The sequence below is a fragment of the Pseudomonas sp. A1230 genome (assembly GCF_044218825.1).
In the GTDB taxonomy this organism is placed as follows: domain Bacteria; phylum Pseudomonadota; class Gammaproteobacteria; order Pseudomonadales; family Pseudomonadaceae; genus Aquipseudomonas; species Aquipseudomonas iridis.
In genome coordinates this window covers 2,559,535-2,571,178 of record NZ_CP162582.1, presented here as the reverse complement: position 1 = coordinate 2,571,178, position 11,644 = coordinate 2,559,535, and the positions used below count along the sequence as shown (strand labels likewise).

General features: G+C 58.8%; 14 protein-coding genes. 6 read left to right on the top strand and 8 right to left on the bottom strand.

The window, feature by feature from the left end; all coding sequences use genetic code 11:
* Positions 1–6: 6 nt before the first annotated feature.
* From AB4P97_RS12110 to AB4P97_RS12090, 5 genes are read right to left on the bottom strand one after another with little or no spacing between them, the layout of a single operon-like run.
* Complete coding sequence (locus AB4P97_RS12110) at positions 7–651, bottom strand: tetratricopeptide repeat protein (RefSeq protein WP_042559605.1); 645 nt, start codon at positions 649–651, stop codon at positions 7–9.
* Positions 648–1,457 (bottom strand): SDR family oxidoreductase, encoded by an 810-nt coding sequence (locus AB4P97_RS12105; protein WP_115147359.1) that lies wholly within the window; start codon positions 1,455–1,457, stop codon positions 648–650. Before AB4P97_RS12105 ends, AB4P97_RS12110 begins: the two co-directional genes overlap by 4 nt.
* The gene (locus tag AB4P97_RS12100) at positions 1,444–2,118 is read right to left on the bottom strand and encodes a TenA family transcriptional regulator (RefSeq protein WP_042559603.1); all 675 of its coding nucleotides are present in this window, start codon (positions 2,116–2,118) and stop codon (positions 1,444–1,446) included. The genes AB4P97_RS12105 and AB4P97_RS12100 overlap by 14 nt, the downstream gene beginning before the upstream one ends.
* The gene (locus tag AB4P97_RS12095; protein WP_395602729.1) at positions 2,115–3,596 is read right to left on the bottom strand and encodes an AMP-binding protein; all 1,482 of its coding nucleotides are present in this window, start codon (positions 3,594–3,596) and stop codon (positions 2,115–2,117) included. Before AB4P97_RS12095 ends, AB4P97_RS12100 begins: the two co-directional genes overlap by 4 nt.
* Complete coding sequence (locus AB4P97_RS12090; protein ID WP_047301790.1) at positions 3,586–4,263, bottom strand: thermostable hemolysin; 678 nt, start codon at positions 4,261–4,263, stop codon at positions 3,586–3,588. The genes AB4P97_RS12095 and AB4P97_RS12090 overlap by 11 nt, the downstream gene beginning before the upstream one ends.
* A 209-nt stretch (positions 4,264–4,472) precedes the next feature.
* Between AB4P97_RS12090 and AB4P97_RS12085 the strand changes: the two genes are divergently transcribed.
* The 6 genes from AB4P97_RS12085 to AB4P97_RS12060 all read left to right on the top strand — a co-directional run bounded on the left by AB4P97_RS12085 (position 4,473) and on the right by AB4P97_RS12060 (position 9,512).
* Positions 4,473–5,027: a cytochrome b gene (locus AB4P97_RS12085; protein ID WP_047301784.1), complete on the top strand. Its 555-nt coding sequence runs from the start codon at positions 4,473–4,475 to the stop codon at positions 5,025–5,027.
* Between the two features lie 232 nt (positions 5,028–5,259).
* A complete protein-coding gene (locus AB4P97_RS12080; protein WP_395602728.1) occupies positions 5,260–5,475 on the top strand; it encodes a DUF4287 domain-containing protein in 216 nt (71 codons plus the stop codon).
* A 13-nt stretch (positions 5,476–5,488) separates the two neighbouring features.
* Positions 5,489–5,968 (top strand): GNAT family N-acetyltransferase, encoded by a 480-nt coding sequence (locus tag AB4P97_RS12075; RefSeq protein ID WP_395598474.1) that lies wholly within the window; start codon positions 5,489–5,491, stop codon positions 5,966–5,968.
* Between the two features lie 845 nt (positions 5,969–6,813).
* Complete coding sequence (locus tag AB4P97_RS12070) at positions 6,814–7,176, top strand: DUF6124 family protein (protein WP_042559596.1); 363 nt, start codon at positions 6,814–6,816, stop codon at positions 7,174–7,176.
* Between the two features lie 138 nt (positions 7,177–7,314).
* Positions 7,315–8,856, top strand: a complete 1,542-nt coding sequence (locus AB4P97_RS12065; RefSeq protein WP_395602727.1) for a phospholipase effector Tle1 domain-containing protein — start codon at positions 7,315–7,317, stop codon at positions 8,854–8,856.
* Positions 8,856–9,512 carry a DUF2931 family protein gene (locus AB4P97_RS12060; RefSeq protein ID WP_042559594.1) on the top strand — a complete coding sequence of 219 codons (657 nt, stop codon included), beginning with the start codon at positions 8,856–8,858 and terminating at the stop codon, positions 9,510–9,512. Before AB4P97_RS12065 ends, AB4P97_RS12060 begins: the two co-directional genes overlap by 1 nt.
* A 246-nt stretch (positions 9,513–9,758) precedes the next feature.
* On the opposite strand, the gene AB4P97_RS12055 is transcribed toward AB4P97_RS12060, so the two are convergent.
* The 3 genes from AB4P97_RS12055 to AB4P97_RS12045 all read right to left on the bottom strand — a co-directional run bounded on the left by AB4P97_RS12055 (position 9,759) and on the right by AB4P97_RS12045 (position 11,642).
* Complete coding sequence (locus AB4P97_RS12055; protein WP_261737064.1) at positions 9,759–10,208, bottom strand: NUDIX domain-containing protein; 450 nt, start codon at positions 10,206–10,208, stop codon at positions 9,759–9,761.
* Between the two features lie 179 nt (positions 10,209–10,387).
* Positions 10,388–10,867, bottom strand: a complete 480-nt coding sequence (locus AB4P97_RS12050; protein ID WP_395602726.1) for a YbaK/prolyl-tRNA synthetase associated domain-containing protein — start codon at positions 10,865–10,867, stop codon at positions 10,388–10,390.
* Between the two features lie 16 nt (positions 10,868–10,883).
* A complete protein-coding gene (locus tag AB4P97_RS12045; RefSeq protein WP_395602725.1) occupies positions 10,884–11,642 on the bottom strand; it encodes a sulfite exporter TauE/SafE family protein in 759 nt (252 codons plus the stop codon).
* Positions 11,643–11,644 lie beyond the last annotated feature (2 nt).

The following is an 11,644-nucleotide window of genomic DNA, read 5'->3' as shown; positions in this document are numbered from 1 at the left end:
CTCCTTTCAGTCGAGTTTCTTGTTGACGTCCACCAGCAGGGCGGCGATCTCTTTGCGGCGCCCGGCGTCAGCGCTTTCGCGGCCTGGGCGCGGTGCGGCTTGCAGGGCTTTTTGCAGCGCTGCCTTGGCTTCAGCGTAGCGTTTTTCACGGTAGAGGTGATCACCCCAGAAGTACAGGCTGTCGATGCCGTTGGGGTTCAGTTGCAACGCCTGCTTGAGCAATTGCTCGGCCTTGTCGCTGTCACCAAAACCGATCGGCCAGCCCGGCACCCGGTCGTACAGCGCGGCGAGGCTGGTGTAGGCCGAGCCATTCAAGGCTTTGGGATCCAGGGTCAGGGATTTCTCCAGGTCAGCCTTGGCGTCCTTGGCTTTGCCCAAGGCGCCGAGCCCACCTTCGGCGCCGGCCCAACTGCTGGTGACGATGCCCTTCCAGATCCACGCTTCGGCCACGGCGGGGCGTTGCGTGGTAAAGGCAGTGGCCTCGGTTGAGAGCTGTTCGAAGGCGGCGGCGCGCTGTTTTTCCGCGACTTCATATTGGATGTGCGCCCAGCTCTGCTGGATCCCGGCAAGGCGTTGTTGATCGGCGGCGTCCAGCGCCCAGACGGATTGGCTGAGGGCACCGAGCAGCAGGCAGGCGAAGACTTTTTTCATGGTTTGAGGGTCTCGTTGTCGGTTTTTTCGCTGAAGCGTCGGATCAGCGGCAACTGCTTGCGCAGGCCACGATCCACCAGATGCGGCAGTAAATTGTTCAGGCGTACGAAGAACCGCTCCGGCCACCCCAGATACAAATCGCGGCGATCGCCGGCGATTGCGTGGATCACCGCCGACGCCACGGTTTGCGGGTCATCGACGTTGGCCTTGAGCGCATCGTTCAAGGCTTGCGCGGCCGAGCTGTTCATCGACGTGCGGGTGGCGCGCGGCGCGACGTAAAGAACGCTGACCCGCGTATCAGCCAGCTCCCGGCGCAGCGCTTCGGAGAAACCGCGCAAGGCAAACTTGCTCGCGCAGTAACTGGCATAACCGGCATAACCGATCGAGCCATAGGTGGAGCCAACATTGACCACCATGGCGCTGTCCGCCTGCTTGAGCAGCGGTAACAGCAGTTTCGTCAGGCAGATCGGCGCACTGACATTCACCGCCAGCATGGTGTTGATGTCGCTGTCGTCCAGCTGTTCGAGCATGGCGAAGTGGTTGACCCCGGCCGCGTTGATCAGCAGGTTGATACCGCCGATGCCCTCGGCGGCGGCCAGCACTTTGCGCCGGTCGCTGAGGAAGGTCAGGTCGGCGCCGACCCAATACAGATTTTGCGGATACCGCTCAAGCAACGGCAGCAGCGCTTCCTGATGCCGGGCCACGGCCAGTACCCGCGCACCGGCAGCGCACAAGGCACCTGCGATGGCCATGCCGATACCGCCACTGGCGCCGGTCAGGACAACACGCGCTTCATGCAGCTGCATGTTGAGCCTGCACTTCACGCGGCAAGCCACGGAACATATCGGTGTACAGGCGATACACGACTTTCGAGGCGTGGATCACGGCGGCCTGGTCTTGCGGGTCCTCGAGCTGGTTCATCAAGCGGCGATAGGTCTGCATGTGCTCGATGTCCAGCGAACCGTGGGAACTGAGGTAGCTGAACGCCGTTTCCGGCAACGCCAGCCGCTCGCGAATGCTGCCCGCCGCGTGGGTGGCCAGGGCAATGCTGGTGCCTTCAAGCACATTGACCATGCCGAACAACCCCACCGGATTGCCCCGGGCGATCAGGTCGTACAGAAAACTGACCATCAACTCGATCGACAACGACGGCTGACCATCGCGCACCGCATCACGGTCACCGCCACACGCGGCAATATCGTTGAGCACCCACTGTTCGTGGCCGTATTCTTCTTCGATGTACTCGCACACGGCTTTGCGCAGCCACTCAAGGCGTGTCGGCAAACGCGCGCCGCAAGCCATCATTAACGGCACCGTGTGGCGCACGTGGTAATAGGCCTGGGCGAGAAATTCCCGATAGCTCTCAAGGCTGACCTTGCCTTGCAGCGCATCAACGATGATCGGCAGGTTGAACAGCTCGTGGCGTTCCCGTTGTGTGGCTTCTTGCAGGGTGTCGAAAAAACTCATGATTCGGATGCCTCGCAGATAACGGATTCGGTTAATTGGGTGTGGTAATGCGCGACGATGGCTTCGCGGCGCGGGCGGCCATTGGCGGTGAGCAGGCCATTGGCGGCGGTGAAGGGGTGCGGTAGACGTGTCCAGCGATGTACCTGGGCGTAATCGGGCAAGGCTTCGTTGGCTTCGGCGACGGCCGCAGCCAGGTCAGCGTCGCTGCAATCGGCGCGATGCGGCCAGAGCAGGGCGTGGTTGTGCGGCATCGCTTCGCCGTAGACGAAGGCCTGGGCGATGTGGCGGCGCTGGGTCAGCTCCGACTCGACCCATTCCGGGTTGACGTTGCGCCCGAAACTGGTAACGAACTGATGCTTCTTGCGCCCCTTGAGAAAGAGGAAACCTTCCGGGTCGAACTCACCCAGGTCGCCGCTCGCCCACCATTCTTCGGCGTACGGCGCATCCCCCAGGTAACCCAGCAGCGGCGAACCCTTGATCAGCACTTCGCCGTCCTCGGCCAACCGCACTTCGACATGCGGCAGGGGCCTGCCGACGCTGCCTGGGCGCCGGGCACCGGGGCGATTGAGGCACACCACCGACGCACATTCGGACAAGCCATAACCTTCATAAACCGGCAGGCCGACACGTTGTGCCCGGTGCAGCAGATCCTCGGAAACCCGCGCGCCGCCGACGGCGGCAAAACGCAGTTTTTGTGGATCGAAGGCTTTTTGCTCGGCGGCGCTGACCAGCATCAGCAACAGCTGCGGCACCAGAATCAGGCTCTCCGGTGCACGGCTGGCCAGATAGCCCAGCAGGCGCGGCACATCGACGCCGCTGGCGCCCTGAATGCCGAGGGTCTTCTGACTCGGCAGACTCAACATCGCACCGGCATACAGCGCCGCATAACAACCGAGGTTTTCCAGCAGAATCGCCAGCGGTAACAGCGCCAGATGATGCGCCGGACCGGTCGGCTCGCTCGCCTGATCCAGCTCGCGTACAACCCGCAGTAAGCTGTCGGCGCTCAGGCATACCCCTTTGGGCGTGCCGGTGGTACCGGAAGTGAAGGTCAGTTTGGCGGTGCCGGCGGGCATGCGGCTCGGTCCACTGAATGTGCGGCACCAGAACTCGCCGTTCTTCACGTAACCGGCGCCGAGCAACTCGGCTTCCAGTTCTGGTTCGGCAATCACCCGTTCAGCCTGACTCAGCTCCAGACAATGGGCGCGTTGCGCCGGGCTGAAAAACGGCGGCAGCGTCACACACGTCAGGCCTTCGAACAGCACTGCCAAATCCCAAAGCATCGCGTCGACGCCGTTATCCAGCACCAGTGCGACCACTTGCACGTGTTCATCGCGCAAACGCTCCTGGCGATACAGCACCTCGGCGTAGAGGGTCGTGTAATCGATTTTCAGCGTATCGCCCCACAGCGCGACCGCGTTGTCATTGCGCCCGGCATGGCTGCGCAGGGTTTCCTGAAAGCGTTGCAGCTCAAGCGACATGGAAAGCTCCTTCAATCGAAGTCGGCAGTCCCAGCCGGTTGAACAGTCCGATATTGCGCAAATGGATAAACCCGGCGCGGATATTGCCGACGTGAACCCAGGGTTTGCTCTCGTAATAACTGCCCCAATATTGACGCTCGTCACCCAGTCGCTCCGGGTCTGCGGCGCATAATGTCACTGGCTTCAGGCCGAGACGATGGAAGCTGTTGACCAACCCGATGTTGCCGGTGAACGTCACCCATTCCAGACCGCCCATGGCCAGTAAGTAAGTGATGGCGATGATGCTCAGACGCGCACTGCCAGTGTCGCTGGCGGCAAGGTTGCCGACTTCGACGATGCCTTTGCGCGTCACCGGGCGATCCGCCGCCGCGCTGATCAGCGGCTCGATCGGTTCATCCAGGTAGCGCTCAAGAAACAGCGGCTCCAAATGGGCACGGCGGACACCGGCCACCGCGCACAGCTCACCTGCGACGTTGTGCATGCCGAACAGCTCGGGCATGAAATGGCGGATGTCAGCGCCGTGCGCTTTGCGAAAGCGCTGCTGAATAAACGTCTCGAATGCCGACCGTTGCCCGTCATCCGGCAAGGCATTGGTCAGCGTCATCTGCGGCGTATCGGCTTGGCCGAAGTGCAGGGGCAGGGGGATGTTCCAGTCGAAATCGGGCATGGGCAGAACGCCTCCCTCAATAGGTTTGAGAGGAGTATCCAAGCCATTTCTTAACGAAGTCTGAAGGTAAAAAAAGGTTAACCTGTGAGCCGATCTTCAGACTGTCTTAAGACTGGCCGGGCAGGCTCACACCGTCGGTTCGCCCGGCCCAAGGAACGTGACCGTCGAGCGCATCGACCGTCACTCACGACAATCACGAGGCGCTACTTATGACCCGCGACAACGCCGTAAACCGTTATGGAAAACTTTCAATCACGATGCACTGGCTGATGCTGGCGCTTTTCGTCGGCGTCTACGCGTGCGTCGAAATCAAGGGCTACATGCCCAAGGGCAGCGAAGCGCGCGGCCTGCTGATGGGCTTTCACGGCCTGTTCGGCGCCAGCATCTTCGCCCTGGTATGGATCCGCCTGCTCGGTCGCCTGACCCCGCGCCCACCAATCACCCCCAAACCCCCAGCGTGGCAAACCGGCATCTCGCACCTGATGCACCTGGCCCTCTACGGCCTGATGATCGCCACCCCGATCCTCGCTTGGCTGATGCTCGCCGCCGGCGACAAACCGTTCCCGTACTTCGGCTTCCACGTACCGGCCCCGGTCGCCATCGACCCGGACTTCGCCAAACGCCTGAAGTACTGGCACGAACTGATCGGCAGCACCGGCTACTGGCTGATCGGCCTGCATGCGTTGGCGGGGTTGTTTCACCATTACTGGGTGCGCGACAACACGCTGGTGCGGATGCTGCCAGGGCGCACAGGTTCACGCTGATCATCTTCCACCCCAATCCCTGTGGGAGCGAGCCTGCTCGCGAAAGCGGTGTATCAGCCACTGATGATGTTGGCTGACACGACGCCTTCGCGAGCAGGCTCGCTCCCACAGTGTTTTGCAGTGTCCGGTAGCGCGGGGCAGTTGCCGGATCCGCACTTCGCGTCCACGCTTAGGCTTTGCCGACAAGGAGCGTCCGCCGACCCTCCGTCGCGAGCCCAACGGAGCGTGCAGCATGAGCGAAGACAGCAAGGTAAAAGGCCCGGCGTCCTACTTCCCCTCCATCGAAAAGAAGTACGGCCAACCCATCGACTACTGGCTGAACCTGCTCGCCAGCATCACCGACAAAAAACACATGGAACTGGTGGCGTGGCTCAAGGAAGAACACGGCATGGGCCACGGGCATGCCAATGCGTTGGTTGCGCATCATCTGGCCAGCGGCAAAAAGTGAGGGCAGGGCAGTGATGAACTTTACCCATCGGCCGGTTCAGGCCACCGACGTCAAAACGATTTGCGGCTTTCCCCAAGGCGAGCAAGAACTGTTTTTCATGTTCCCGAAAGCGCACTTCCCGCTGACGGAAGAACAACTGCACACCGCCATCAGCCAGCGCTTCGACTCCACGGTTTTCGAAGATGATGGTGTAGTTGTCGGCTTCGCCAATTTCTACCGCGCCGAACACAACGGCATCTGCTGCATCGGCAACGTCATCGTCGCGCCCAGTGCACGCGGCCAAGGCGTGGCCGGCTTCATCGTCACGACCATGACCGCACTGGCGTTCGAAAAGTATCAAGCCGACGAGGTGCAGATTTCCTGCTTCAACCAAAACACCGCCGGCCTGCTGCTCTACCCGAAACTCGGCTTCGTCCCGTTCGGCATCGAAGAACGCCCGGCGCCAAATGGTGGACGATCAGCCCTGATCCAAATGACCCGCCACCGAACCTGAACAGCCCGCAAACCTGTGGGAGCTGGCTTGCCAGCGATGACGCCAGCCCAATCACCACCTGAATCCCAGACCAGCCACAAATCCTGTGGGAGCGAGCCTGCTCGCGAAGACGCCAGCCCAATCACCAAATATCTAAAACCAGCCTAAACCCCTGTGGGAGCTGGCTTGCCAGCGATGACGCCATCCCAATCACCACCTGAATCCCAAACCAACCACAAATCCTGTGGGAGCGAGCCTGCTCGCGAAGATACCAGCCCAATCACCAAAAATCCAAAACCAGCCGAAACCCCTGTGGGAGCTGGCTTGCCAGCGATGACGCCATCCCAATCACCACCTGAATCCCAAACCAACCACAAATCCTGTGGGAGCGAGCCTGCTCGCGAAGACACCAGCCCAATCACCAAAAATCCAAAACCAGCCGAAACCCCTGTGGGAGCTGGCTTGCCAGCGATGGCGCCGGCCCAGTCACCACCTGAATCCCAGACCAAAATAAACAGACAATCCCGATGCTGTTTAAACGAAGCCTCCAGTAACGACCCAAGCCCTACAACGTCTTGCGCCATCGCCTACGACTACGCCAGAATCCGCCGGCTTGTGCGTCTAGGTCGCGGGTTTTATCGTTTGTCGGTCACTGAAAAACAGTGATCGGGTTTGGTAGCCCGCCATAACTAGTCGCATCGTGCACCGTTCGCAGACCCCGTCGGGTCTCTGCTCAATGGTGGCCATGCGCAGGACACCTTCGGGTGTGCCGGGTCCTAGTTACCGGTCTACCAACCCGCGTACGGCCGCCACCCTTCGTTTGGTAGCGAAGGTGAAGGCTCCTTTTATTAACTAGGAGTTTCACCATGTTCAAACCAACACCCAACCCGCCAGAAACCGACCCCACATCCCCCTACGAATCCCCCGATTCCAGGAAATTTCACGAAGCCGCCGAACGCGCCCTCGACCACTACCTCAAGCCTGCCGACCAAATCATGGCCAGCACCAACGAGCCTGACCGCATGTACTTCGCCAACCCGAAGTACGACACCGAATCCCTGCTAGCCAACGCCAGCGAAACCCTCGGTTCGGCCAGCGAAATGCTCAACAACTTCGCCGCCATGCTGGACATCTCCCACCGCAAAACTGCGCTGGGAATCGCGCAGGTCGTAATGCTCGGCGAACTGGCCGTAAACCAAGCGCTGGACAACGTCGTAATCACGAAATAGCCCTCCGCCAAGACGAGGGGAAACCCTCGTCATATCACACTGTCTCAACCGCGCTGGCACACGGCCACGCCTTGCGCCCCCAGGCCTCGGCTGTCACCCTTCGGGCCGTTCTCAAGGATCAGAGCAAGGAATCAAGGATTGAGCGGCTACGTCCCCAACCCCCCGAAAAACTATCGCTACGAAGAAGCCAAATCCGTCGATATCCACGCCCAGCGTTGGGCTGAATACGAAAAACACGGGAAAGAACCCGCACCCGAGCCTGAGAAAATCGGCATCGCGCTGCGGATTGGTGTGTTCTTTGATGGCACTGGAAATAATGCGAACAACACGGCAGCTGGGTTGCTGTGTGGTGCGCAGCATCCGATTGCGCCTGAGGATATTCCTGCTAGTTGCATGCCGTACATGAGTGATCCGGACAGCAGTTACGGTAACGACATTAGCAATGTGAAAAGACTGAGCGACTTATATGACGCTACACCAGAGGCGGTAGGCGAGGGCTCGCAAAAGAGCACCTCGCGCGTCGTCTATGTCGAGGGTATCGGCACACGATCCGGAGAAGAGGATAGTACGTTCGGAGCGGGCACTGGGCGCGGAGAAACGGGTGTTGCTGGAAGAGTCGAATCCTCTTTTCCAATCATTCAACAAGCTATCAGTCGGGTGTTAATCGATAACCCTGGAAGTGAAATTACGTCCCTGACCTTCGATACTTTCGGATTCAGTCGTGGCGCGGCGGCGGCTCGCCATTTTGCCAACGAGATAGTCCGCACCAGTCGCGGACCACTTGGCACCGTTCTGCGCAACTTGCCGAGAGCCTTCAGTTCCAAATTCAACGACCAATATAAAAGCGACATCAATATGGGCTTTATCGGCTTGTTCGATACTGTCCCATCGATTGCCGGCTGGTCTAATTTTGGGAACATCAAGAGCTCCGTGGCGACGGGCGTCAAGCTTTACCTCGACCGGCGATTTTTTTCAGACGTAGTTCAATTGTCCGCCCGTGATGAGTGTCGAGCCAACTTCGCACTCAGTCGCGTCAAAGCCGATCATCTGGAAATAACCCTTCCGGGCGTGCACTCTGACATCGGAGGCGGATACCTCGAAGAGGCGCAAGAATGTGTTCTGGTCACTCCCATGCAAACACTGACCGTGGCTCTGAATACTGATGTCACTACCACCTCGATCTACCGCGATGCTGTTAGCGCCAAGAGCCAATGGTTGGCCAAAGGCTGGCCTGCGGACATGCTCGAAGTTGTGACCCCAGACGCGCATCCGATGCCAAATAGCCCGCAAGACAGGCTCAGCCCAAGTCAAAAGCGCGTGTACGCCGCACTTCAACTCAAACGCCCGGTGAGCGGCCTGTTGACCAGGGTGTATTTGCGCGTGATGCACCGTTTGGCGAAAGAAAAGGGTGCTCGTCTCAACGACATACCAGACACTCCGGATCTGGCAATACCCTCAGAGCTTCAAGCCTTATGCGATAAATTCCTGGCCGGTGACTACACCGTCACAGAGCAAGAAGACCAACTTCTGAAACTGAAGTACATTCACACGTCCGCCAACTGGAACCATCCCCTCGGTCGAAGAGATGGCAGCGGCATCAGGGCTGTTTACATCAACGCCCCGACGGAAGACTCGATCCGCGTGCAACACCCACACGTTGCTGACTGGAAGCTTTGGTAATGAAAGTTCTTTTAACACTGCTGTGCTTATTGATCATGGGCGGCTGCCAAGCTGCTGCAACCCTTTCAGCCAAAACCGATCCCAAATCCGAATCGTGGGAACTCGCGTTTACCGAGCCCTATTACATGAAGGTGTGGGTTGAGGACAGTGCCGTTGAAGACATAAACGGCAAACTGTTCAAGCGCACAGGAGGAGGTACGGCCGCCGGCGGGGAACCAGAAAACGGTAAAGAATCCGCGCGAGGTTGGCACGCTGTAGGAGCTGCAGCAAAAGCAGTGATTGGCGCTGATCTACCCAAACGCATTTACGTGCGCTGGCAATCCATTGTCGAGCCACAGACCTATCAGGTTTGGGTGGATGTGCCCGAAGAAGCGAGACAACTGATGGCGGCTTCCGTTAATCAGCGATGCCCTGAGACTCCAGATGAACAGGCCAGCTATAGCGCGTCTATTTACTTGGGCCTGGCTCCCGGAGGCGTCGTGCAAATATTTGTTCGAGATTCCTGCCACCGTCCGGTCAAAGTGGGCAAAGCCAAAGCCGAGATCGAACCGTTAGGCCCTAGTCAGGGCAAGAACCAAGGGCGTTACGCATACCCGGTCAGTGAAAAGTCCAAGCGCTATATCGAGAAGTACGGCATTCCTTACGGAAGTTGGTAAGCGGTGGACCAATAAAGCTACGCACATTGTTCTTGGCCGGATGCCAATCTTCAGACCCGCTATCAGGCAAAACCGATCCCGAATCCGAGTCGTGGTAGCTCGAGTCTACCGAGCCCGTATACATGAGGGCGTGGGGGAGGACAGCGCCGTCAATGATCCAGGGCGATCAGTTTATGAGCGTGCACACTCTCTGGCCTCGATGCGGCCGCTCGAAAGCCGCCTGAGAATATCAAGTCAGAGTTTGGATCACGTGTTTCTGCTTTGATCGTGAGCCAACACATACCCTTTCGCTGTCAACTTGGCAGTCAGGAACCGTAATGCTCGACGAAAGACCGGATGGCAGTCGGCATAAGGTAAATTATCGAATGGAGCCCAAAAAAAGCTGAAGCTATGGCCATGGTCATCGAGCGTGAGATGGTTCCACTGCTGCGGCAAATATTCCTGCGTGAAACACAGTTGGAATGACCATATCTGGTCGAGATGCTCTGCATCCCAGCAGCCCATATCGCTGACCAGCGAGGCAGCCCCTATGCCCGATTCTTCGCTCAATTCACGTAGCGCGGTCTGAGCTGGAGTTTCACCTGACTCAATTGTCCCTTTTACCAGTTGGACACCTGCTGTTGGATGGCGGAACAGAAGAATATGGGTGCCAGGAAAACTGGAGAGGATCACGGGACAGGCCTTGTTCGGTGACATGGCGATTTCCTTATCGGCAACGATGCTCACATTTTTCGGCCTCATCCTCTGCGTGGGTGGGCCAGATATTCTGATGTTGGCTAATGGCGATGGCTGCCACCCAGGACAGGAGACTGATCTATTTTCAAGATCCGTTTTTTAAGAAGTATGAAAATAAATCCGTCCCTGAAAACATCTGCTCAAGTCTGGCTGATATCCAGCAATCGAGGCATGGCAATCGCCAGATAATCCTTCGTATCGAGCACCATCGACGCATCCAGCTGCCCCGCGTTGAAAGCTATTTCAGCGTAGCGTGTGGTCAAGGCCGGATCGACGATCAATTGAATCCGCTCATCGAAAACAAAGGGAGGGATGGCGCCGATCCTGCACCCGGTCAGTTCCATGGCGGTTTCGGCCTTTACCAGCTCGGCTTTTTTCCCGCCCAGGGCCGCTCCGACTTTCTTCATGTCCAGCTTCTGGTCGCCCGGCAGGATCACCAGTGCATAGGGGCCGGCCTGACCCTTGAGTGAGCAAAGCATGGCCTTCGCGCCTTGGCCGGGCTCGGTGCCACGGATTTCGGCGACGCGCGCCGACTGGCCCTCGGCATCGTGCATCAACACCCGGTAGGAGGCTGAGCGGGCATCGAGTAGTGCCACGAGGCGATCGAACATGGGGTGCATGTAGTTTTCCTCTGGTTTACAGGAACAGGTCGTAGGACAGTTTGCTGATCAGAATCACCAGCAACACCAAAAAGAGAGCCCGGACAAAGGGCACGCCTTTATGAACCGCCAGCCAGGTGCCGGTGAGCGCACCCAGGATGTTGAATGCCGCCATGGGGATTGCGATCAGATAGAGCACGTTACCCGTCGGAATGAAGAACATCAGTGCCGCTATGTTGGTCGCGATGTTCACTAGCTTGGCCGATGCCGAAGCATGAAGAAAGTCGAAGGCGAAGCAGCGGATAAACAGGAAGATCAGGAAGCTGCCAGTGCCGGGACCGAACAGACCATCGTAGAAACCGATAGCACCGCCGATGACGATCGCCAGCAGTTTTTCCTTGGTACCGATGTGCATGGGTTTGTGCAGGGCGCCGAAGTCTTTTTTCCAGAAGGTGTAGATCGCCATCAGTACGATCAACACCAGCACCGCCGGCCGGATCATCGACTGGGGTACGAACGACACCGTGGCGGCTCCGAAGAAGGCCATGACAAAAGCCGCACAGGCGGCGGGGATCACAAGACCCCAGTCGATTACCACCTTGCGCACGAAGGACCGGGCCGCGAATGCGGTGCCGCAGGCGGCCGCGACCTTATTGGTACCCAGCAGCGCCGCCGGTTGAGCGGTGGGCAGCACGTTGAACAGCGCGGGAATCTGGATCAGTCCGCCGCCGCCCACCGCCGCATCGATCAGGCCGGCGGCGAAGGCGAACACGCAAAGGATGACAATATCGACCATGA